Annotated in this window: 21 protein-coding genes; 8 read left to right on the top strand and 13 right to left on the bottom strand. The window is 66.6% G+C overall.

What is annotated here, in order from left to right:
- Positions 1-22 precede the first annotated feature (22 nt).
- From AC1D09_RS00925 to AC1D09_RS00950, 6 genes are all read left to right on the top strand, one after another.
- A complete protein-coding gene (locus tag AC1D09_RS00925) occupies positions 23-2,740 on the top strand; it encodes a DUF4118 domain-containing protein (RefSeq protein ID WP_477661555.1) in 2,718 nt (905 codons plus the stop codon).
- Between the two features lie 7 nt (positions 2,741-2,747).
- Positions 2,748-3,452, top strand: coding sequence for a two-component system response regulator KdpE (gene kdpE / locus AC1D09_RS00930; RefSeq protein WP_477661556.1), 705 nt, complete (start codon positions 2,748-2,750; stop codon positions 3,450-3,452).
- A 56-nt stretch (positions 3,453-3,508) separates the two neighbouring features.
- Positions 3,509-4,354 carry a pseudouridine synthase gene (locus AC1D09_RS00935; RefSeq protein WP_477661557.1) on the top strand — a complete coding sequence of 282 codons (846 nt, stop codon included), beginning with the start codon at positions 3,509-3,511 and terminating at the stop codon, positions 4,352-4,354.
- Between the two features lie 110 nt (positions 4,355-4,464).
- Positions 4,465-4,938, top strand: coding sequence for a response regulator (locus tag AC1D09_RS00940; RefSeq protein ID WP_477661558.1), 474 nt, complete (start codon positions 4,465-4,467; stop codon positions 4,936-4,938).
- Positions 4,939-5,034: 96 nt separating this feature from the next.
- A complete protein-coding gene (locus tag AC1D09_RS00945; RefSeq protein ID WP_477700897.1) occupies positions 5,035-6,273 on the top strand; it encodes a serine hydrolase domain-containing protein in 1,239 nt (412 codons plus the stop codon).
- 53 nt (positions 6,274-6,326) lie between these two features.
- The gene (locus AC1D09_RS00950; protein WP_477661560.1) at positions 6,327-7,673 is read left to right on the top strand and encodes an esterase/lipase family protein; all 1,347 of its coding nucleotides are present in this window, start codon (positions 6,327-6,329) and stop codon (positions 7,671-7,673) included.
- A 48-nt stretch (positions 7,674-7,721) separates the two neighbouring features.
- Here the strand turns inward: AC1D09_RS00950 and AC1D09_RS00955 are convergent, their stop codons facing one another.
- The 7 genes from AC1D09_RS00955 to AC1D09_RS00985 form a co-directional block, all read right to left on the bottom strand.
- Entirely contained in the window at positions 7,722-8,093 is a 372-nt protein-coding gene (locus tag AC1D09_RS00955) for a hypothetical protein (RefSeq protein WP_477661561.1), read from the bottom strand.
- A gap of 275 nt (positions 8,094-8,368) precedes the next feature.
- Positions 8,369-9,268 (bottom strand): spore coat protein U domain-containing protein, encoded by a 900-nt coding sequence (locus AC1D09_RS00960; protein WP_477661562.1) that lies wholly within the window; start codon positions 9,266-9,268, stop codon positions 8,369-8,371.
- A 206-nt stretch (positions 9,269-9,474) separates the two neighbouring features.
- On the bottom strand, positions 9,475-10,341 hold the full coding sequence (locus tag AC1D09_RS00965) for a spore coat protein U domain-containing protein (protein ID WP_477661620.1): 867 nt from the start codon (positions 10,339-10,341) through the stop codon (positions 9,475-9,477).
- A gap of 5 nt (positions 10,342-10,346) precedes the next feature.
- A complete protein-coding gene (locus AC1D09_RS00970) occupies positions 10,347-12,662 on the bottom strand; it encodes a fimbria/pilus outer membrane usher protein (RefSeq protein ID WP_477700898.1) in 2,316 nt (771 codons plus the stop codon).
- A 99-nt stretch (positions 12,663-12,761) separates the two neighbouring features.
- Complete coding sequence (locus AC1D09_RS00975) at positions 12,762-13,493, bottom strand: fimbrial biogenesis chaperone (protein WP_477661564.1); 732 nt, start codon at positions 13,491-13,493, stop codon at positions 12,762-12,764.
- A 2-nt stretch (positions 13,494-13,495) separates the two neighbouring features.
- Positions 13,496-14,077, bottom strand: a complete 582-nt coding sequence (locus AC1D09_RS00980) for a hypothetical protein (RefSeq protein WP_477700899.1) — start codon at positions 14,075-14,077, stop codon at positions 13,496-13,498.
- 28 nt (positions 14,078-14,105) lie between these two features.
- Positions 14,106-14,558: a spore coat protein U domain-containing protein gene (locus AC1D09_RS00985; RefSeq protein WP_477661566.1), complete on the bottom strand. Its 453-nt coding sequence runs from the start codon at positions 14,556-14,558 to the stop codon at positions 14,106-14,108.
- A 275-nt stretch (positions 14,559-14,833) separates the two neighbouring features.
- On the opposite strand from AC1D09_RS00985, the gene htpG reads away from it, so the two are divergent.
- Positions 14,834-16,714 carry a molecular chaperone HtpG gene (gene htpG / locus AC1D09_RS00990; protein ID WP_477661621.1) on the top strand — a complete coding sequence of 627 codons (1,881 nt, stop codon included), beginning with the start codon at positions 14,834-14,836 and terminating at the stop codon, positions 16,712-16,714.
- Positions 16,715-16,736: 22 nt separating this feature from the next.
- Here the strand turns inward: htpG and AC1D09_RS00995 are convergent, their stop codons facing one another.
- From AC1D09_RS00995 to AC1D09_RS01015, 5 genes are all read right to left on the bottom strand, one after another.
- On the bottom strand, positions 16,737-17,807 hold the full coding sequence (locus AC1D09_RS00995; protein ID WP_477661567.1) for a serine/threonine protein kinase: 1,071 nt from the start codon (positions 17,805-17,807) through the stop codon (positions 16,737-16,739).
- Positions 17,808-17,866: 59 nt separating this feature from the next.
- Positions 17,867-18,964, bottom strand: coding sequence for a DUF2855 family protein (locus tag AC1D09_RS01000; protein WP_477661568.1), 1,098 nt, complete (start codon positions 18,962-18,964; stop codon positions 17,867-17,869).
- Positions 18,965-19,052: 88 nt separating this feature from the next.
- Positions 19,053-19,469 carry an organic hydroperoxide resistance protein gene (locus AC1D09_RS01005; protein ID WP_007865659.1) on the bottom strand — a complete coding sequence of 139 codons (417 nt, stop codon included), beginning with the start codon at positions 19,467-19,469 and terminating at the stop codon, positions 19,053-19,055.
- 65 nt (positions 19,470-19,534) lie between these two features.
- Positions 19,535-19,984 carry a MarR family winged helix-turn-helix transcriptional regulator gene (locus AC1D09_RS01010; protein WP_477661569.1) on the bottom strand — a complete coding sequence of 150 codons (450 nt, stop codon included), beginning with the start codon at positions 19,982-19,984 and terminating at the stop codon, positions 19,535-19,537.
- A 171-nt stretch (positions 19,985-20,155) separates the two neighbouring features.
- Positions 20,156-20,560 (bottom strand): RNA recognition motif domain-containing protein, encoded by a 405-nt coding sequence (locus AC1D09_RS01015; protein ID WP_477661570.1) that lies wholly within the window; start codon positions 20,558-20,560, stop codon positions 20,156-20,158.
- A 276-nt stretch (positions 20,561-20,836) separates the two neighbouring features.
- On the opposite strand from AC1D09_RS01015, the gene AC1D09_RS01020 reads away from it, so the two are divergent.
- Positions 20,837-21,766, top strand: a complete 930-nt coding sequence (locus tag AC1D09_RS01020) for a class I SAM-dependent methyltransferase (protein WP_477661571.1) — start codon at positions 20,837-20,839, stop codon at positions 21,764-21,766.
- Positions 21,767-21,768: 2 nt separating this feature from the next.
- On the opposite strand, the gene pcaQ is transcribed toward AC1D09_RS01020, so the two are convergent.
- A complete protein-coding gene (gene pcaQ, locus AC1D09_RS01025) occupies positions 21,769-22,713 on the bottom strand; it encodes a pca operon transcription factor PcaQ (RefSeq protein WP_477661572.1) in 945 nt (314 codons plus the stop codon).
- Positions 22,714-22,808 lie beyond the last annotated feature (95 nt).

Raw genomic sequence — 22,808 nt, forward strand, 5'->3', positions numbered from 1 at the left:
CCGATACCATGAGGCACTGACCATGGCCAGCTTCCCCGACTCCCGCCCCGACCCCGACGAGCTCCTGGACCGCCTGCGCGGCGAGGAGGAAAAAGCGCGCCGGGGCCGCCTGCGCATTTACTTCGGCGCCAGCGCCGGCGTGGGCAAGACCTACGCCATGCTGAGCGCCGCGCAGCGCGAGCGCAAGGCCGGCCGCGATGTGCTGGTCGGTGTGGTGGAAACCCATGGCCGCAGCGAAACCCTGGAGCTGCTGGCCGGGCTGGAACAGCTGCCCTTGCGCGAAGTGGCCTACCGCGGGCGCACGCTGAAAGAGTTCGACCTGGACGCGGCGCTGGCGCGCAAGCCGGCGGTGCTGCTGGTCGACGAGCTCGCGCACAGCAACGTGGAGGGCTCGCGCCACGCCAAGCGCTGGCAGGATGTGCATGAGCTGCTGGAGGCCGGCATCGACGTCTGGTCGGCCGTCAATGTGCAGCACCTGGAAAGCCTCAACGGCACGGTGGGCGCCATCACCGGCATACGCGTGCATGAAACCGTGCCGGACACGGTGCTGGACGGCGCCGATGAAATCATTTTGGTCGACGTCACGCCCGACGAGCTGATGGCGCGGCTCAAGGCCGGCAAGGTCTACATGCCGCAGCAGGCCGAGCGCGCGGCGCAGAATTTTTTCCGCAAGGGCAATTTGATCGCGCTGCGCGAGATCGCGCTCAGGCGCACGGCCGAGCATGTGGAAGACGACGTGCGCAGCTACCGCGTCGAAAAATCCATCACCCCGGTCTGGAACACCGAAGGCGCCATCCTGGCCTGCATAGGGCCGCGCGAGGGCGCCGAGCAGACGGTGCGCACGGCGGCGCGCCTGGCCGGCCAGCTCAATGTGCGCTGGCATGCGGCGTATGTGGAAACGCCGCGCCTGCAGCTGCTGGAGGTCGCCAGCCGCGACCGCATCCTGGCCGTGATCCAGCTGGCCGAAGAGCTGGGCGCGGCCACGGCGGTGCTGACGGGCGGCGATGCCGCCGCGGCGCTGGTGGCGCAGGCGCAGCAGCTCAATTGCGCCACGCTGGTGGTGGGGCGGCCGCAGCTGCCGGGCTGGCGCGCCCTGTGGAGCGGCCCCAGCATGACGCGCCGGCTGGCGGTGCTGGCGCCCACCCTGGACATTGTGGAGGTGGGCCATGCCGACAGCGCGCGGCGGCTGGCGCGCGCGGTGCAGCGCTCGGCCGAGGAAGACGAAGCCGCGGCCTGGCGCGGCAAGCTGGCCGGTTACGCCTGGGCGGCGGCCGCCAGCGCGGCCATCACCGTTCTGGCCCATCCCCTGCTGAATTTTTTTGACCTGGCCAACATCGTGATGCTCTTCCTGCTGGGCACGGTGCTGGTGGCGCTGAAGTTCGGGCGCGGGCCGGCGGCGCTGGCGGCCTTCCTCAACGTCGCGGCCTTTGATTATTTTTTTGTGGCGCCGCGCCTGTCGTTTGCCGTCAGCGACGTGCAATACCTGGTGACCTTCGGCGTGATGCTGGTGGTGGGCCTGCTGACCGGCCAGCTCACGGCGGGCCTGCGTTTCCAGGCGCGCATCGCGGCCAGCCGCGAGCGCCGCGCGCAGTCGCTGTTCGAGCTCACGCGCGACTTGTCGGCGGCCTTGCTGAGCGAGCAGGTCGTGGAACTCGGCGAAGCGGCCGCGCAGCGCAACTTCGGCGGGCAGGCGCTGGTGCTGGCGACCGACGGCCATGACCAGTTGCTGCCGCCCGCGAAGCCGCCGGCCGACTTCGACGCCAGTGTGGCCGACTGGGTGTTTCGCAACGAGCAGCCGGCCGGGCTTGCCACCGCCACGCTGTCGGCCCAGGCCTGGCATTACCTGCCGCTCAAGGCCCCGATGCGGGTGCGCGGCGTGTTGGCCGTCAAGCCCGCGCAGGCGCGCTGGCTGCTGATTCCCGAGCAGGTGCAGCAGCTCGAAACGCTGGCGCGCCAGGTCGCGATCGCGCTGGAACGTGTGCATTACGTGGACGTGGCCCAGCAGGCGGTGGTGCAGATGGAGTCCGAAAAGCTGCGCAACATGCTGCTCGCGGCGATCTCGCACGACGTGCGCACGCCGCTCACCGCCCTGATAGGCCTGGCCGATTCCCTGCAGCGCACGGCACCGCCGCTCAGTGAAGAACAGTCGCAGGCGGCGCGCGCGATTGCCGGCGAGGCGCGCCACTTGAGCGCGCTGGTCAACAACCTGCTGGACATGGCGCGGCTGCAAAGCGGCGCGGTGAACCTGCGCAGCGACTGGCAGTCGGTCGAGGAAATCGTCGGCTCGGCGATACGCCAGGCGCAGCACGCGCTGGCCGGCCGGGCCGTGGTGACGGCGTTGCCGGCCGACCTGCCGCTGGTGGAGTTTGACGCGGCGCTGATGGAGCGCGTGCTGGTCAACCTGCTGGAAAACGCCGCCAAGTACGGCAAGCCGCCCATAGAGGTTCGCGCGGAGGTGACGGACACGGCCTTGCTATTGACGGTGCGCGACCATGGGCCGGGACTGCCCGCGGCGCTCAAGGGCCGTGAGCAGGAGCTGTTCGAGAAATTCACGCGCGGCGAAGCCGAGTCGGCCACGCCGGGTGTGGGCCTGGGCCTGGCGATTTGCCAGGCGGTGGTGCAGGCGCACCGCGGGCAGATCGCGGCCACGAGCCTGCCGCAGGCGGCCGGCGGTGGTGCAGAATTCAGCATCACCTTGCCGCGGCGCCCGCCGCCCCAGGGCCTGCCCGAAACCGCCTGAGCACACCATGTCGCATCCCCTGCCCGTCGCCGTCGTCATTGAAGACGAGCCGCAGATACGCCGTTTTGTGCGCGCGGCGCTGGAGGCCGAAGGCTGGCAGGTCTTTGAGGCCGACACCGCCCAGCGCGGGTTGACCGAGGCCGGCACGCGCAAGCCCGACCTGCTGGTGCTGGACCTGGGCCTGCCCGACGGCGACGGCCTGGAGGTGATTCGCGACGTGCGCGGCTGGTCGGCCGTGCCCATCGTGGTACTTTCGGCGCGCACCGACGAGGCCGACAAGATCGCCGCGCTGGATGCCGGGGCCGACGACTACCTGACCAAACCTTTTGGCGTGGGCGAGCTACTGGCCCGGGTGCGCGCCAACCTGCGCCGACCGCGCGGCGCCGGCGCCGACGGCACGCCCGAGGAGCCGCTGTTCAGCTTCGGCGACGTGCAGGTGGACCGCCAGGCGCGCCTGGTGCGGCGCGCGGGCGTGGAGGTGCACCTGACGCCCATCGAGTACCGCCTGCTCACGGTGCTGGTCAGCCATGCCGGCCGGGTGCTGACGCACCGGCAGCTGCTGCGCGAGGTCTGGGGCCCCTCGCATGCGGGGCAAAACCATTATTTACGCATCTATATGGGCCATTTGCGCCAGAAGCTCGAGGCCGACCCGGCCCAGCCCAAACACCTGCTGACGGAAACGGCGGTGGGTTACCGGCTCTGGGTGGGCTGAGTGGGACAATAAGCGGCGATCCGGCCGCCCAGGCCGGCCCCTAAAGTACCCAGCAAATGCAAAACCCCCTCAAACCCGGCGCCGGCCCCAAACCCGTGGGCGCCGCCGTTCGCATCCCCAAACAAGCCGCCGCGCCGGGCGTGCCCGCGGCCACCGTGCGGCTGAACAAGCGCATGGCCGAACTGGGCCTGTGCTCGCGCCGCGAGGCCGACGACTGGATCGCGCGCGGCTGGGTGCGCGTGAACGGCGCGCCCGCCGTGATGGGCCAGCCCGTGGCCGTGGACGCGCGCATCGAGGTCGACCGCCAGGCCGAGCAGCAGCAGCGCCTGCAGGTCACCATCCTGATCAACAAGCCGGTCGGCTATGTCAGCGGCCAGGCCGAGGACGGCCATGAGCCGGCCGTGGCGCTGGTGCAGCCGCAAAACCGCTGGCGCGAATGCAACAGTCGCATGCGCTGGGGCCATGAACAACTGCGCGGCCTGGCGCCGGCCGGCCGGCTGGACATCGACTCCATAGGCCTCTTGGTGCTGACGCAGGACGGCCGCGTGGCGCGCCAGCTGATAGGCGAAGACTCCGAGATTGAAAAAGAGTACCTGGTGCGGGTCAGCTACGGGCCGGAAACCGTCAATGTGCAGGCCTTGTTCCCGCCCGAGAAACTGGCGCTGCTGAACCACGGCCTGAGCCTGGACGGCCAGGCGCTGCGGCCGGCCCAGGTCTCCTGGCAAAACCCCGAGCAGCTGCGTTTTGTGCTCAAGGAGGGCAAAAAACGCCAGATACGCCGCATGTGCGAGCAGGTGGGGCTGTTTGTGACCGGGCTCAAGCGCGTGCGCATAGGCCGGGTCAACCTGGGGCATTTGCCGGTGGGCCAGTGGCGCTATCTGGCGCCGCACGAGCACTTCTAGGGGCCTCTTAAACCTTGCGCGGCGCAGGGTCGGCAGGTAGTGCCCTGTCCTACCCGGACGTGCGCCAACGGACGGCAGCGTTTGCCCGGCAGCGGCCTAAAGTGGGCTTCATGGCACTGATTACTTACCTGGTCGAAGACAACGAGATCGTCCTGGAAAACCTGATGGAGGCGCTCCAGGAAATCGCCGCTGTCCAGGTCACGGGCCATGGGGCCACCCAGGCCGAGGCCAGCCAGTGGCTGAGTTCGCACGACGGCGAGTGGCACCTGGCCATCGTCGACCTGTTCCTCAAGGAAGGCAACGGCCTGGGTGTGCTGGCGGGCTGCCGCAAGCGCGAGCCCTACCAGAAGGTGGTGGTGCTCACCAACTACGCCACGGAAGAAATCCGCCGCCGTGCCGCGGATCTGGGCGCCGACGCGGTGTTCGACAAATCCAGCGAGCTGGACGACTTGTTCGCCTACTGCGCGGAACAGACCTCCCATGAAGCGGAGCCGGAAAACCGGCAGGCCCAGCTCCTGGCGGTGTCGCGCCTGCGCGCGGCGGTCGCCGCCCCGGCGCCGCACAGGACGCCGTCACGGGGTTGAGCGGCAGGCTTGGCGGGCGGCGCGGCGCCCTGCAGCTGTTGCGGAACCGGCTGCAAAGACAGTAAGCTCGCGCCCACAACCATGGAGGGATCACCGATGCGCGCTTACCATCCTGCCGAGGGGAGCTTCACTTACTCGCTGGCCCGCGTGGCGGCGGCCTGCAGTCTGGCGCTGGCGGCCGGCGCCGTGCAGGCCCAGACCGAAGCGCCGCCTCCGATCACGCCGGCCGTGGCCGCGCAGATCGACGCGCTGGTCGCCGAATACGTGCCCGGCGCCTTGCCGGGCCTGCAGCTCGCGGTCGGCAGGGGCGGCGCCGTGCTGTACACGCGCGGCTATGGCGCGGCCGATGTGCGCGCCGGTGTGCCCATGACGCCCAGCACGCCGGTGAAGATAGGCTCGGTCACCAAGCAGCTCACGGCGGCCGCGCTGCTCAGGCTGCAGGAGCTGGGCAAGCTCTCGCTGGCGGACCCGCTGTCGCGCTGGATACCCGAACTGCGTTACCAGCCGGACCCGACGATTGCCCAGGTCATGGGCATGGTGGCCGGCATTCCCGGCGCCGAGAAAGACCCCGACGACCTGCTGCTGGACGGCATGCCGGCCGTGCTGCAGGAACCGCCCCTCAGCCGCGCGCGGCTGTTCGCCAACATGCAGGCGACGGGCCTGTTCGCCGCGCCGGGCACGGCCTACGACTATTCGAATGCCGGCTACGTCGTGCTGGGCCGCGTGATCGAACGCGCCAGCGGGCTGCCGCTGGAGGCGGCTTACGCGCAGCTGCTGTTCAAGCCCGCGGGCATGTCGGCCTCCTACCTGCTGGGCCCGCAGCCGCGGCCCGGCGTCGCCGTCGGCCACTACCGCGTCAAGCCCGGCGACGCCTGGCGCGTCTGCCCCGACCTCAACTCGGGTTTTGACGCGACCGGCGGCGTGGTCTCCACCGCCTCGGACATGGTGCGCTGGAACGGCGCGCTCAAGAGCGGCGCCGTGGTCTCGGCGGCCAGCCTGGCGCGCATGCGCACGCCGGCCGCGCTGGGCGGCGGCAAGTTCGCGCCCATAGGCATGGGGCTGGCGGCGCTGGGCGGGCCGGGCAGCTACGGCGCGGCCGGGCAGACGGTCAGCTTCGCCGCGGCCAACGCGAGCTACGGCAGCGGCTATGACGTGGTGTTGCTGGCCAACGGCAGCAACACCATTGGCGACGCGGCCTACCCGCGTTTTGTGCTGGCCGCGCGCATCCACAATGTGCTCAACCCGGGCGCGCCCGAGCCCGTGCCGGTGCTGCCGCCCAGCGGCGGCATCGTCGAGCCGGCCGCGCCGGCGGAGCTGTTCAGCCTCTGCAAATAAAGCGCGCCGCAACATTCGCTGGTGCGTGCGGGGCCCTGCCCCCACAATCGGGCATGTCTACACCCGAGCAGCCCGGCAGCGCGCCGGCTTCCGCGCCACCTTCTTTCCCCGGCGGGCTGCTGCCCACCTGGCTGCATGTCTCCGACATCCAGGGGCTGGCGCAGCTCGCCACCCAGGCCACCCTGGGCGTCACGGGCCTGGCCGAAAGTGTGCAGGGCAATGTCTACAAAGCCGTCGCCAAGCCCTTCGGGCCGCTGGGCGCGAAGTTCATAGACCGCATGCCGGGCGGCAGCGGCGTGCGCGCGCGGGGCATCACCGGCCTGGTCTACGGCGGCATCAAAGGCGTGACGCGGCTGGCCGGCGGCGCGGCCAACGCATTGCTGTCGCGCGCCGCGGTGCCGGCGGACCAGCGCCCCTCGACGCCGCAGCGCGAGGCCATGCTGTCGGCGCTCAATGGTGTGCTCGGCGACCGCCTGCTGGAGACGGCCAACCCGCTCGTGATTCCCATGCGTTTGCGCTCAGCGGGCCAGCCGCTGCTGCTGGAGCCGCAGGCGCTGGCCGGGCGCTTGCCGGGCGCGGGCGGCAAGCTGCTGGTGATGCTGCACGGCCTGTGCATGAACGACCTGCAGTGGAACAGCGATGCGCCTGCCGGTGGCCACGGGGAACAGCTGGCGCGCGAACTGGGCTACACCCCGCTTTATTTGCACTACAACACCGGCCTGCACACCTCGGACAACGGCGAGCAACTGGCCGGCCTGCTGCAGCAACTGGCCAAAGCCTGGCCGCGGCCGGTGGAGGACATCACGCTGCTGGCGCACAGCATGGGCGGCCTGGTCGCGCGCAGCGCTTGCCACCAGGCGGCCGCGGCCGGCTACAGCTGGCTGGCGCAGCTCAAGGCCCTGGTGTTCCTGGGAACGCCGCACCACGGCGCGCCGCTGGAGCGCCTGGGTAGCTGGGTGGATGGCGTGCTGGGCGGCAACATCGTGACCAAACCCTTCGCGAAGATCGGCCAGCTGCGCAGCGCCGGCATCACCGATTTGCGCCACGGCAACCTGCTGCGTGCCGACTGGCACGATGCGGCGCGCTTCGAGCGCAGGCCGGACACGCGCCAGCCCGTGCCTTTGCCGGCCGGCGTGGCCTGCTACACCGTGGCGGCCACCACGCTGGCGCCCGGCAAGGGCGCCATGGTGGCGGTGCGGGAGGCGCTGGCGCGCAAGATGGTCGGCGACGGCCTGGTGTCGCTGGACAGCGCGCTGGGCCTGCATGCGGAGCCGGACCGCTGCCTGGCCTTTCCGCCCGAGAACCAGTGGATTGCGCAGGGCATGAACCACCTGGAGCTGCTGAGGCGGCCGGAGGTGACGCGGCAGCTGGTGTCCTGGCTGGGTGGCCGGCCCTCCTAGCCTTTGTTGCGGACGAGCGCAGGGCAGCTGGGTGCCGCTAGCGAGTGCTCACCACGAAATCGTCAGTTCCACCGGCTCCAGGGAATGCATGGGCTTGCCCGCCACCACGGCCAGGCGTTTGCCGGCGGAATCGGGCAGGGTGTTCATGCGTTGCGTTTGGCCGCTTCTGCTGGCTGAAGCGCTGGCAATGGCCTTGACGTCCACCGTGGCCGGGCAGCTGATACGCAGGGTTCCGGCATTGCCGTCGGGCTGCCCGCGATGGGTGCAGCGATGGTCTGCCGTCACGGCTTCACTGAAAGTGCGCAGCACGATGGTCACGTCAAAGGAGCCGGAAGCCGTCTGCGCCTGGGCCGCGCCGTGAAGCCCCAGCAGGGACTGGATGGACAGGGCAAGGACAAAGGCAAATTTGACGGTCTTCATGGCGCAACTCCTTCAAGAGGATGAGCTGTTGCGGTCCATGCTAGCGAATCTGATAATTTGAAGCAATTGGTAAAATTAACAATAAAACTGTTAATTTGTGATTTTTCACACAAATCACCGGCTTAATTTGATTTCTTCTTCAAATTAATAGTTTTTGCAGGGGTTTTGGCAATAAAACAGGCGTTTTATCAATTTTGCGGCAGCGAAAGGCGGCAAAAATGCCGCGTCTGGGCGGCGGCCGGTGGGCTTGATGGAGGCCCGGGCGGGCGCCCCACCTAGTAAGTGATGGTGACCGTGACCCCGGTCTGGGTGGCCGTGCAGGCGCCCGTCGAACAGGTGCCTGCCTGGTCGGCCGCGATGCTGCCTGTGACCGTGTAGGGCTGGGCGAAGCCATCGCCTGTGGCACCCGCGCTGCTGAGCGCCAGGGTGTAGTTCAGGCCCAGCAGCGTGCCCGAGGTCGGCGAAAGTGCCAGGGTGTAACTGGTGCCGCGCGTGCAGTCCACCGTGAAATTCATGGTGGCGGTCTGCGGTGTGGCCACAAAAGAGGTGTAGTTCAAGGTCAGCGTGGAAGGTGAAATCGCGCCGGGCGCCGCGTTGCCCGAAGCGACCTGGCCCACGAAGCACTGGGCGGTGATGCTGACCGTCGGCGTAAAGCTCCCGGTTGCGACAACGGCCCCGGCGGTCGTGAGCTGAAGGCTGGTGATGAAGGTCTCGTCAAAGATCCCTGCGGTGTTGCCGGTTTGCCCCGCGCCCACCCGGAAGTCGTAGGTCAAAGGCACGCTGGCGCTCAGCGCGGCGCCGAAATTCAATGTCCCGTTCACGCGCCCGGTGCCGGTATTGATCCAGTCGGTCGTGGTCCCATTCTTGTAGACGCTGACATCGAGCCGGTCGGCGTTGATGGTTCCTCCGCCATGGCGGAAAACCCGGCGGGTGAGGCCTGTGCGGCTGCCGTAGTCAATGCTGACCCAGTAGGTCGTGCTGGTCGGGTCCGTCGACAGCCGCGTGCAGTTCACGGTGATGGTGCCGCTGGCATTGGCATTGGTCCCCTGCCCATTGGTGTAATTGAGGCTGACCGACGTGGTGGTGAGCGTGCAGGTAATGGCAGCCTCGGCCTGCAGTGCACAGGTGCACAGCAGGGCGGCCAAGGCGAGGCGCATGACGTAAGAGACACTCATCGATGACGACTCCGTTGCATCGCCCAGATCTGTGCAAGTGCGATGGCTGTTATCCCGTGATAGTAACGTCTTGTAGCAGTATCGCGAATGGTGTTGTTTTGCGCCGTTTTCGAGAGCGCAGGTGCTGCAAATTCGTGACAAAAGTCACACTGTGCGGGCTGATGCGCTGCCCAAGTGTGGGCGCGAGGCCGTGAAGCGGTGGCCGCTCAATAGGTGATGGTCAGGGTTCGTGTCTGTGGCGCGCTGGTGCATTGGCCCATGCCGCAGGTGCCGGACTGGCCGCCCGGGATGCTGCCGTTGATCGTGAAATTCTGCGGAAAGCCCGTCCCGGTCTGCCCGGCGAGGGTGCTCAAGGCCAGGGTGTAAGTGAGCGTGAGCAGGGTTCCCGTCGTTGCGTCCAGGGCCATGGTATAGGTTTCGCCCTGGGTACAGCGCACGGCATAAGCCGTGCTGGCCGTGGCCGCGGCCACCTGGAACGAGGTGTAGTTGAACTGGATGTTGCCGGGCGGCGTGCTGAGAAGGCAGACGGACTGGTTGTTGATGCTCACGGGGAAAGTCGGAAAGACGTCCGTATTGCCGGGCCCGTTGTCGTAGCGCAGCCGCATGGTCACGGTGTCGGTGAAGAGCTTGGCGTTCTTGTTGAGCCCGGCCGCGATGCGGCTGTAAAAGACGTGCGTGACGCTGGCCGTCAGGGCCGTGCCGAAGTTGATGGTGCCCGCGAAGTCCGTGGCATTGGTATAGCCCCATTCCCCGTTGCCCGGCGCCGTCCTGAAGAGGTCGTAGGCCATCTGGTTGGCCGTGCCGGTGCCGTTCACCGCCTGGTTGCTGCTTCCGGCGCCCGGGTTGAAGCCGTCGTCTGCCCGCAGCGTGTAGGCCGAGGTGGTCGGGTCCGCGGGGCCGCGCGAGCAATTGATGGTCACGGTCCATGCGCCATCGGTGGGGTTGGGGTCGTTCTCAAAGTACACCATCTGCACGGGTGTCGCCGTGGCGTTGCAGACCAGCGCGGCCATGGCCGGCGCCGCACCCAGCAGGGACAGGCCTGCCGCCGCGGCGCCAAGGCGCCAGGTTTTCATGAGATTCAAGGTTTGACTCCTGGGCAGTGGACCGGGCCCACGCGGGTGATGTCTTCGAGGCTGCCGGGCGGCAGCTCGACGCTAAAGGTGCAGCTCGCGCCATTCCATTTCAGGCGCAGGCTGTTGGTGGTTTGCAGGCCGGTGACGAAGGCTTCGCCGCGCCGGGCGACGAAAAATTCCTTCTTGTCCCCGACCAGCTCGATTTCGGCGCCGGCCGGCGCGGGCTCGCCATTGTCAAGCACGATGCGTATCAGGGCGCCGCGGCCCGAGCGCACGGGGAAGCTGATCTTGACCGCGCCGCGCAGGGCCGGCACGGCCTCACGCTCGATGGAGTCGAGCTCGGCGCTGATGGGCAGTTCGGTCGGGTCCAGCCGCACGCTGTTGCGCTGGAAGGGCAGCAAGCGCGGCAGCAGCGCGATGCCCTTCTCGTCGGTGCGGGTCAGCGTGCTGCCCTGAAAGCCCACGCCGACATTGGCGTAGCCCGGCACTTCGACAATGGCGAAACTGTCCTGTACCCGGCGTGTGGCGAACGCCTGGCCTTCGGCCATCACCAATCCCCCAATCAGGCCCAGGCGCAGGTTCTGCTGGGTCTGCCCCGCGCTGACGTCGGCTGAAAACAGGCCTTTGCTGCCCTGGTAGTAGGCGCCGCCCTCGGTGTAGCCGCCGTCGGCGCGCGAACCCAGCGCCGTGCGCCAGCCCCAGCCGGTCTCTGCGCTCAGGGCCCGGCTGGCATTCACGTAACTTTCGGTGGTGCCGCTGCGGCGGGTGACGCCTGAGGCAATCGTGACGCGGTTTTCCAGCGGCACGATCAGGGTCGCGCCCACCGAGGTGCCGGTGGAGATTCCGCTGAGCCGTGTGGCGCTGAGCGTCAGCGCGCTGTGCGGCCCGAGCCGCATGGTGTAGTTGACGCTGAGGGTGTCGAGTTTGCCCAGGTCATAGTTGTCAAAGCCCGCATAGCTGATGTTGAAGGCCCCGAACTTGTCGGTGCTGTAACTGTAGCTGGCGGTGGTCTGCAGCCGCGGCATCGGGTTTGCCGTGTCTATGCCCAGTTGCCGGTAGCCGCGCGAGGCGCCTTCGGCGCTCAGCGAGACGCCGTGGCGCAAGCCGGTGCGCTCTATGCCGACCAGCCAGTTGTGGCCGCGGCCGGCGGTGTCGCTGCGGCTGAAGGAGACCGCGGTCTGGCCCAGCATCTGGAAGGGCAGCTCATAGCTGGCGCCCGCGCCCACGCGCGCCAGCGGCCGGGACCATTCGCCGTTGGCCTCGACGGTGATGCTTTTGGTCAGGCCCTGGCGCCACAGGCCCGACACAAAGCGCGGGCCGTAGTCGGCGTTCTCGATGCCCAGCTGGTTGCGTATGGCGCCCAGCTCGAAGCTCCAGTCGCTGAGGTTTTCCTCCAGCAGGTTGGCATTGCTGAAAAAGGACTGGGTGATGACGGTCTCGCGGCCCAGGATGTCGCGCACCACCACCCGCGCCTCGCCGGCGCCCGTCAAGGCGGGGAAGTTGTCGATGCTGAAGGGGCCGGAAGGCACCTTGGAGGTCTGCCGCAACGCGTCGTTGACGTAGAGCTCCACGGTGCTGGGAGCGGCCGACAGCCCGGTGACGGTCGGGATGGGCTGGGTGACGAAGCCGGGCTGCAGGGAGAAATTTTTCGCAAACTGCACGCCACCGAAATAGACCGACCGCCCAGAGATGCCGGTGCGCGTGCTGCTGTCGCCCAGGCGCAGGGTGCTGTTGGACTCCAGGAAATTGCGCGTATAGGTGGTTTCCAGCCGCCGCCAGGAGGCCTTGAGCGTCGGGTCCTGGCTCACGAGGTTGCGGCCCACATAGCTGCTGGTCAGCAGCCCCCACTGCCCTGAGAACCCGAATTCGGTCAGGGCGCCCAGGTCGCGGGCCACGGTGTTGCCGCCGATAGAGTCGCGGTTGCGGCTGGTGAGGTAGTTGAGGTCGTAGTTGGCAAAGAACGCCGGGATCGACGGCGACAGCGGAGGCCGCATGGCCGACTCCTGCGTTAGGCGCACGGCATTGAAGGCCGAGGGGGAAAACACCAGGTCGACCGACTGCTCGGCAAAATTCAGGCGCGCCTCGAAGCCCGGGATGGATGAGAGGGCATACCAGCGCTGGCCCTGGAAATCAATGTCCTGCGCGCTGGGGCGGCGGTTCAGCCGCCATTCCTCGAAAGCGTCCTCGGGCGCATACAGAATGCCGTTGCGCTCCAGCAGCGTCCAGACGCCGCCCTTGGTGCTGTTGATGAAGACTTCCAGCGGAAGCAGGCGGTCATTGGCGGCGCGGGCAGCGGGCGGCGCATTGGAGGAAGCCGCCACCTGCGCCTGGGCCGGCAGGCCATAGCAGAGGACGGCAATGCCTATTGCGAGGGGATGCTTTCGTAGAGCCCGTCTACACCTCATGGGATAGGGCGCCCGTCAGGGCAGCGCGATACTGGTCGTCAGGCTTTGTCCGTCGTCAAAGGTCACCACCAGCTGGGCCTGGCCTGCGGTCAAGGCTTGCTCGCCTTTGAGGCTGACGGTTTTACGGGCGCCCGGGAGGATGTAGCTGCCGCCTTCAAAGCGGGCCAGCGTCTGCGGGCCCCGCGTCACGACGGCTTCCCGTATTTGCGCGTAGGCCGAGCCGGTGTTGCTGCACTGCAGGGTGAGGGTCTTGGCGTCTGCCGCCTGGTTGGTGCAACTGACCTCGCGCTTGGCCGCCGGCGGGGTGATGAATACCGGCATGCTCAGGGCCAGCGCGATGGGAACCTGAATGCCGGACGCGGGCAGGGCTTCCGGCACCTCGCGGATGATCATGCGGTAGGTCAGCTGCCGGCTTGCATCGGCGGGTTTGAGCAAGGCCAGGCGGACCACCTGCCGTGCCTTGGGCGCGAGCTTGATGATGGGCGGCGCCAGGATCAGGTCTTCCGTCAGCACCAGTTCGTCCGTGCCGTCCGGCTTCTGGCTCCAGGTGTTGATGTCGGCTTGCAGGACGACCTCGGTGTCCGCTTCGTTGGTCAGGGTGACGGCGATGGCGCGATCGCGCGGCGTCATGTAAAGGCGCACGGGTGTCACGGAAAACACGCCGGCCGTGGCGGGACCCCAGGACGCAAGCAGACTCAGCAGGAGAGCATAGGTGACGAGGCTGCTTCGGCGCTTTGGGACGTTCATCCCTAGAAGGATACCAGCATCTCGATAGATTTCGGCTGATTACCAGCGTGGGCCAGGCGCACGGCCGTGAGCGTTCCCCGGATGTCCTGAAAGCGCAAGCGGGCCTGTTTTTCGATCTCGGCGGCTTCCGGGCCCATGGCGTAGCGCCGGCTTTCAAATTCCCAGCCATCGTCGGCTTCATCACCGGCCGAGGCCTGGCGCTGGTCATCCAGCCGGCAAGCCATGCGGGGACCCGGGTCGTTGCGGGATGCCTCGCTGCGGCAGTAATCGGGCAGCAGGGAGTCGCGGGTGGGGCGGTAGCCGGGCATGAACCGGGAGTTGCTCAGAGAATTCCCCTGGGCGCTGACGCTGCGGACCTGTGCGATATTGACAAAGACGTTGGAGTTGCAGCTGACCTGCACCGAGGCGCCGCCGCTGCCCGAGCCCGTAGCGCTGGTGCAGGCGTTGCCGGCGGGGTCGCCGCCGTTCAGGTGGATCTGTACGCCGAACTGGCCGCCGGCGGTACCGGAAAAACAGAAAACGCTCGCCGAAAGCAGGGACACACCGAGAGCCAGCTTTGCGAGCGAGCGCATCGGTGTTGCCATGATCGGGGCCGCGAACGTCAAGATCCGTTTAGTACGTGATCGTCAGCGTGCGGGTTTTGTTGGTCGCTGCGGTGTTCGAGCAGGCGCCGCCGGCGGTGGCGCACTTGCCGGCCTGGCCAGCAGCCATGGAACCGGTCACGGTGTAAGCCTGGGTGTTACCGTTGCCGGTGCCGCCTGCTGCGCTCAGTGCCAGGGTGTAGGCAAGGTCAACGGCATCGTCGGTTACGGCGGTGGAGTCGAGCGCCAGGGTGTAAGGCAGGGTTTTTGTGCACTGGATCGTGAACGCACCGGCGGTGGTGTGTGCCTGGGCGCCGGCCTGGAACGAGGTGTAGTTGAACACCACGTCCGAGGTCTTGACGTATTTGCAGGCGCTGGTCAGGTTGATGGTGACATCGAACTGTCCAGTGGCCGTGGCTGCCTGGGCGGGCACGGCGGCGATAGCGGCAAGGCCGAGGGCGATTACTAAAATAAGCTTTTTCATGACGGGTCTCCGGTTGAGTGAGCGAGTTAACGGGGGGACAAAATGTGAAGGTGAGTGAACTGTAACTAGGTATTTCAGAAAAACGCACATTTGTAACCGTAACAGAGCGCCGGAGTGGGGAATTTATCACGTCAGATCGTTGAAAAGATTGGATTTATTCGTAAATGAACCCAAAAGAATTACACGTAACAAAGGTAAATACCACCAATAAGGGTGGTTATTTCCCGTCCAAATAGCGAGTTAGTAACAGATTTGAAACAACCATGACCCAGACCATGCAAAAACAAACCCTTTCCTTCCAGGCCGAGGTGGCGCAGCTGCTCAAGCTGGTCACCCACTCGCTGTACTCGAACCCAGAGATATTCCTGCGCGAGCTGATTTCCAATGCGTCGGATGCCTGTGACAAGCTGCGCTTCGAGGCGCTCAACGACGCTTCGCTCTACGAGAACGATGCCGAGCTCAAGGTGCGCGTGAGCTTCGACAAGGCCGCGAGCACGCTGACCATCACCGACAACGGCATAGGCCTGTCACAGCAGGAAGCCATCGACAACCTGGGCACCATCGCCAAGAGCGGCACGCGCGACTTCATGGCCAAACTCTCGGGCGACCAGAAGAACGACGCGCAGCTGATAGGCCAGTTCGGCGTGGGCTTTTATTCGGGTTTTATCGTGGCGGACAAGATCACGGTGGAAAGCCGCCGCGCGGGCTTGCCGGCGGGCCAGGGCGTGCGCTGGGCCAGCGACGGCACCGGCGAGTTCGAGGTCAGCGAGATCGAGCGCGCCGGGCGCGGCACCAGCATCATCCTGCACCTCAAGGAGGACTCGCTCGACTACCTCAATGCCTGGAAGCTCAAGGGCATCATCAACAAATACTCCGACCACATCTCGCTGCCCATCCTGATGCAGAAAGAGGAATGGAAAGAGGGCGAAAACGACCAGCCCGGCGAGATGGTGACGACCGGCGAGTGGGAAACCGTGAACCAGGCCGCGGCCCTGTGGACGCGCGCCAAGAAGGACATCACCCAGGACCAGTACGACGAGTTCTATCGCCAGCTCAGCTACGACAGCGAGGCGCCGCTGGCCACCACGCACAACCGCGTGGAGGGCGCGACCGAGTACACGCAGCTGCTGTTCATCCCGGCCAAGGCGCCCATGGACATGTTCAACCGCGACAAGGCCGCGGGCGTGAAGCTCTACGTCAAACGCGTCTTCATCATGGACGACGCCCAGGCGCTGATGCCGACCTACCTGCGCTTCGTCAAGGGTGTGGTGGACTCGTCCGACTTGCCGCTCAACGTCTCGCGTGAACTGCTGCAGGAAAGCCGCGCCGTCAAGGCCATACGCGAAGGCTGCACCAAGCGCGTGCTGGGCATGATCGAAGACCTGGCCGCCAACGATGCCGAAAAGTTCAAGACCTTTTACGCCGAGTTCGGCGCCGTGCTCAAGGAAGGCCTGGGCGAGGATTTCGCGAACCGCGAGCGCCTGGCCAAACTGCTGCGCTTCGCCTCCTCGACCACCGACACGGTGAGCGTGGGTTTTGCCGACTACAAGGCGCGCATGAAGGAAGGCCAGGACGCGATCTACTACATCACCGCCGACACGCTGGCCGCCGCGAAGAACAGCCCGCAGCTCGAGATCTTCCGCAAAAAGGGCATAGAAGTGCTGCTGATGGCCGACCGCGTCGACGAGTGGGCGCTGAACTACCTGCACGAATTTGACGGCACGCCGCTGCAGTCGGTCGCCAAGGGCGCGGTGGATCTGGGCAAGCTGCAGGACGAGGACGAGAAAAAGGCCGCCGAAGAGGCGCAGACCCAGTTCAAGCCCGTCCTCGACAAGCTCAAGGAAGCCCTCAAGGACAAGGCCAAGGACGTGCGCGCCACCACGCGCCTGGTCGACTCACCGGCCTGCCTGGTGGTGCAGGACGGCGACATGTCGACCCAGCTGGCCCGTATGCTCAAACAGGCCGGCCAGGCCGTGCCCGAGGTCAAGCCCATCCTGGAAGTCAACGCCCAGCATCCGCTGGTCAAAAAGCTCGAAAGCGGCGAACACTTCGACGACCTCGCCCACATCCTGTTCGACCAGGCCCTGCTGGCCGAAGGCGGCATGCCGAACGACCCGGCAGCCTATGTGCGGCGGGTCAATGCCCTGCTAGCCTGAGCGTCGCCGCGCCGTCTCCCGGCTAGACGACCAGCGGCGCTTCCTGCATGGCCTCGGTCTGCTCTTCGAGCATGTCGACCTGGCCCTTCCAGTAGTCGCTGGAGCCGAACCACGGGAAGTTGATGGGGAAGATGGGGTCGTGCCAGCGCTGCGCCAGCCAGGCGCTGTAGTGCACCAGGCGCAGGGTGCGCAGCGGCTCGATCAGCGCGAGTTCGCGCCGGTCGAATTCGCGGAACTCCTCATAGCCGTCGACCAGCGCGCCCAGCTGCCGGGTGCTCTGGGCCCGGTCGCCGGAGACCAGCATCCACAAATCCTGCACGGCCGGGCCGCTGCGGGCGTCGTCGAGGTCGACAAAATGCGGCCCCGCCAGCGGCAGGCCTTCGGGCGTCCACAAGATATTGCCGGGGTGGCAGTCGCCGTGCAGGCGCAGGGTGCGCACGTCGCCCACGCTCTCGAACACGGTTTGCGCCACCAGCATGGCTTCGTCAAAGGCCTTGCGCCAGCGCGACTCCATGTCCAGCGGGATGTAGCCGTGGGCGCCTTTCGCACCATGATCGCCGCCCAGCAGGATGTCGCGCGGGGCAAAGCCGAAGGTCTGCAGGTTGAGCGCGGGGCGATGGACAAAGGGTTTTGCGCTGCCCACGGTGTGGATGCGCGCCAGGAAGCGGCCTATCCATTCCAGCACCTCGAGGTTGTCGAGCTCGGGCCGGCGCCCGCCGCGGCTGGGCGAGACGCTGAAGCTGAAGCCGCCGAAGTGGTGCAGCGTGGCGCCTTCCAGCAGCAGCGGGCCGACCACCGGGATCTCGGCGGCCATCAGCTCGGCGGCGAAGGCGTGCTCTTCGATGATTTGCGCGTCGCTCCAGCGGTCCGGCCGGTAGAACTTGGCGACCACCACGTCGCCCGCCAGCTCGGCTTCGCCGACCGGGCTTTCGAGATGCACCTGGTAGACCCGGTTTTCGTAGCTGGACAGCGCCATCAGGCGGCCGTCGCCCAGCAGGCCCACGCTGGCCAGCGCGTCCAGCACGCGGTCAGGGGTCAGCGTCTCGTACGCATGCAGCGCGGCGCTGGCGGGGGCTTGGCTTTTCTCGGTCATGCACCGATTGTCGGCGCAGTTGCCGGGCCCAGCCAGCGGGGGCGTGTAAACGGCTGTTCTTAGGGCCGCAGGATATGGCCGGTGCGCGGGTCGCCTTTGCCGGCGAGCACCTCCTGGTACACCGTCTGCACGGCCGCCCGGCCGGCATGCCGCTGGGGGCTGAGCCAGGGCGGCTGGGCGCTGCCCACCTGCCCGGTGAAGTCCTGCCAGGCTTGCGCGAGCTTGCGGCCGAAGGCTTCCGCGCCCCAATCGGCGACGCGCTTTTTGACCTGGGCCGGCGCGAAAAACAGCACCGGCCTGGGACCCGGCAAATCCCGGCTGCCGCCCTTGGCCGCGAGTTCGTCGACATGGGTGCCGCCTATGGAGCAGTTGTAGCGCAGCTGGCCGAAGCGGTCGTGGATGCGCTGGCGCAAGGGGGCGCTGCCCGCGAAATCGACGTAGATGCAGGGCGTATCGGCGGCCAGGCTGTCCAGTTGTTCGTAGCCCAGCACGCGGCTGTAGCAGCCCAGACTTTCACAAAAAGCCCTATTGCCCGGCGAGGTCAGGCCCACGACCGCCAGGCCCGCGCGCCTGGCGAGCTGGAAGGCCGTGCCGTAAGCGGTCTTGCTCGATGCGCTGGACAGCAGCAGGGTGGTGCCTCCGCCGAAAAAATCGTTGTCGGCCAGGAAATCGTCGATCAGGAAGGAGGTGATGAACAGCGGCCGCAGCAGCGACTGCACATCCTCGGTGGCGGCGTCGTAAAACGGGTCGGTGGCGCAGCGCATGTACTGGTTGTAGACCACCGGCAGCGCCTGCCGGTGAGCAGCGCCGTCAAAAAAGCCCGCGGATGTCACGCGCGCGGGCTGCGCCACCAGCTCGCTGCCCATGGGGTAGTAGCCGTAAAACTTCTCGCCCACGGCGACACCCTCGCACTGCGATTGCGTCACCACGGCGAAACCCCAGACCGGGATGCAGCCCCATGCGTCGTCGCCGGTCGGGAAGAACTGCCAGTAATTCATGGCCTCGCCAAAGGCCGCGTAGGTGATGTTGTTGGACGTGAGTGCGAAGGACTCGATGGCCAGCCGCACCTGGCCGGGGGCCAGCGCAAGCGGGGCTGCGGTTTGCCAGCGGGTTTCGGTAAGGGAGTCCTTGCGGACCTGGAAGGTGGCGATGTTCATCACCGCACCGTAAATGAAACGGCCCGCCGGTTCAACACCGGCGGGCCGCCTTGGTGACAGCAAGCTCGCTAGCTTGCTGTTCGTTTGATTACTTCAGGGTAATCGTCACGTCGATATTGCCGCGGGTTGCGTTGGAGTACGGGCAAACCTGGTGGGCTGCGTCGACCAGGGCCTGGGCGGCGGCGCGGTCCATGCCGGGCAGGGTCACGTCCAGGCGCACGGCGATGCCGTAGCCGTTGGGGATCTTGCCCAGGTCGACGCTGGAGTCAATCGACACGTCGGCGGGGACGTCGATCTTCTTCATGCCGCCCACGGCCTTCATGGCGCCGATGAAGCAGGCTGCGTAGCCGGCCGCGAACAGCTGCTCGGGGTTGGTGCCGGTGCCCGAGGTGCCGGGCGAGCTCAGGGTGACGTCCAGGCGGCCGTCGTCGGTCTTGGACTTGCCGTCACGGCCGCCGGTGGTGTGGGCGTGGGCGGTGTAGAGAACTTTTTCGAGCGTGGTCATGGTGGCTTCCTTTGAAAAATACCCCGGTCAGGGGCGGGTTAAAAATCGGTGAAAAGTAAAAGGGGTCAGGCCGTGAGGCGCTTGCGGAAAGACTGGACTTGCTGCGTCAGCGACACCAGTTCGGGAATCGAGCACTGCGTGGCGCTCAGGATGCAGCCCGGGATCTTCGCGGCCTTGTCCTTGAGCTTGCGGCCAGCGGCCGTCAATGTGATGTGCACGCGGCGCTCATCCTGCACGGCGCGCAGGCGCGAGACCAGCCCGGCCGTTTCCATGCGCTTGAGCAAAGGCGTCAGCGTGCCCGAATCGAGGTACAGCCGCTCGCCGAGCTCGGACACCGTGAGGCCGTCCTGCTCCCACAGCACCAGCATCGCGAGGTATTGCGGGTAGGTCAGGCCCAGATCCTCGAGCAGGGGCTTGTAGAGCTTGGTCATGGCCAGCGAGGTGGAATACAGCGCAAAACACAGCTGGTTGTCCAGCTGCAGCATGGCGTCCACGGAGTCGGTTTTGTTTGGCATGGAATGGATTGTATCTCACAATTAAATTGTGTGCAAGTTAATTGGTTGGGAGATGTTTCCAGGCTTCCGAGCTACCGGGGCATGCGCCAAAAGAAAAAGGCTTCAAAACCGAAGTTTTGAAGCCTTTCAGGCTTTGCTCAGCGCGGGGCTGAGTCAGCGGGTTCGCAGGGCTTAGTAGCCGCCGCGGCCGCCACCACCACCGCCGTAGCCGCCGCCACCGGAACGGCCGCCACCGCCGCCGCCGTAGCCGCCACCGCCGGAGCGATCGCCGCCACCACCGTAACCGCCACCACCGCCGCCGAAGCCGCCGGTACGGGGAGGACGTGCCTCCATCGGACGGGCTTCGTTCACGGTGATGCTACGGCCGCCCAGGGACTGGCCGTTCATGCCGGCGATTGCGGCTTGTGCTTCGGCATCGCTGCCCATTTCGACGAAACCAAAACCCTTGGAGCGGCCGGTGTCGCGCTCCATCATGACTTTGGCGCTGGTAATGGAGCCGAAGGCGCCGAAAGATTGTTGCAGGTCTTCGTCGCGGACCGTGTATGGCAGATTGCCGACGTAAAGTTTATTGCCCATGGGGACTCCTAAAAACACATAAAAACAAAGCGATGGGGTCCCGAAAGCACAACAAACTCAAAAGTAACGCCGTAGCGCGCGAAACTGACCGATCACCAACTTGTGCGGGTGTTTTGCAACCCGTACTGCTCGATTATGCGCCCATAAGTGCCAAAAGCCCTCTTTTAGTTTTTCTTTCGCTGGTTCTGCTCCCTTTCCCCCTGGAAGAGAGCGTGACGAAAAGGGCTTTGCACCGGCTGGGGCCAGGCTCCAGGCCCTCCCACTAAACTCGGGGCCATGCAAACCCCCAGCAGCGCGCGCGCCGCAAAACCACACAAGGGCAATACCAGGCCCGCGCCCGCCGCGCAGGTCATTGAAGAGCTGCGCCCCGGGCAGTCGATTGAGCTGCTCAAGGAACTGCACATCCTCACGCGCGAGGGCAAGCTCAACCAGGACACGCGGCGCAAGCTCAAGCAGGTTTACCACCTCTACCAGTTCATAGAGCCTTTGCTCAAGGATGCCGCTGCGCAGAAAGCCGGCTTCACCCTGGCCGACCACGGCGCCGGCAAGTCCTACCTGGGTTTCATCCTGTACGACCTGTTCTTCAACGTGGCGCATGCGGGCGAGCCCGTGGCCGGCCATGTCTACGGCATAGAAACGCGCGCCGAACTCGTCGAAAAATCCCGCAGCCTGGCCGCGCGACTGGGCTTTGCGCGCATGTCCTTCCTGAATCTGACGGTGCAGGAGGCCACCACCTCGGACCAGCTGCCGCCCGCCGTCGACATCGTCACCGCGCTGCATGCCTGCGACACCGCCACCGACGACGCGATTGCTTTCGGCCTGGCCAAAGGCGCGCGCCACATGGTGTTGGTGCCCTGCTGCCAGGCCGAGGTGGCCGGCGTGCTCAAGAAAAGCCGGGCCCTGTCACTGGCCAAAACCCCGCTGGCCGAACTCTGGCGCCACCCGCTGCACACGCGCGAATTCGGCAGCCAGATCACCAATGTGCTGCGCTGCCTGCAGCTCGAAGCCAACGGCTACCAGGTCACCGTGACCGAACTCGTGGGCTGGGAGCACTCGATGAAGAACGAGTTGATTCTGGCCAGCCGCCCGGCCCAGCCCCAGGCCGGCAAGACCCGCGCGGCGCAAGCGCGCTTGCGCGAGGTGCTCGATGAGCTGGGCCTGGGCGAGTTGACGGCGCGTTTTGCCGTCCAGGCTGAGACCGCCTAGGCCTAGGCCTGGCCGCGTCGCTCCGCGGCCAATTGCCGGATATTCGCGATCAGCCCCTGCTGCGCCGGCGTGGGCGCCATGTCGGCGCGCAGCGTGAGCCCCACCAGTTCCTCGGTGCCCGCCATGCTGACGGGCAACTGCAGCAGTGCACCGCTGTCCAGCTCGGGCCGCACCGCGCCCAGCGGCGAGACCCAGACCGCATCGCTTTTCAGCGTGTAGCCGCGCGCGATCGACACCGACAGCGTTTCAATCGTGCGCGCCGGCAGGGCCAGGCCGCGCGAGAGGAAAAAGCCGTCCGCCGTGTGGCGGATCGCCGTGCCCTGGGTGGGCAGTACCACCGTGAAGGCCTGCAGGCCGGCCAGCACGTCGGCCTTCAGCGCGGCGTGTTCCAGCAGCGGGTGGCCGGGCCGCACCGCCAGCACCAGCGGGTCGGCATACAGGTGCTCAAAACTCAGGCCCAGCATATGGGCCGGCTCGGCAAAGCGGCCTATGACCAGGTCCAGCTCGCGCTGCCGCAGGCGCGCCAGCAATTCGGGGTTGGCGCCTGTGTGTATGCGCAGGCTGGTGTGCGCGCCTTCCCCGGCTTCGGCATCCTGGCGCAGCAGCAGTTGCGGCAGCAGCCAGGGCGCCACCGTGGGCAGCACGCCGATCGCGACCACGGCATTGCCCTGGCGCCGCGTCTGCGCCACGCTGGCCACGGCCTCGCGCAGCGCGCTCACGCTGGCGCCGGCATGGCGCAAAAAAGCCTCGCCCTCACGCGTGGGCACCGCGCCCCGGCGTCCGCGCTCAAACAGGCGCACGGCCAGCAGGTCTTCGAGCTCTTTCAGGGTTTTGGAAACGGCCGGCTGGGTGACGGCCAGCACGTCGGCCGCTTTTTGCAGGCTGCCGTGCTGCGCCACCGCCAGGAAGCACTGCAAATGCCGGTACTTGATACGTTCATCGACCATGGCGTGATTTAACCATCATCGGCCTATTTGGTTATGGATAAAGCGAAAAAATCTCAATATACATAACCATTCAGTGCGATTAAAGTCATTCCAGC

This window comes from Polaromonas sp. P1_A2 (genome assembly GCF_056406895.1).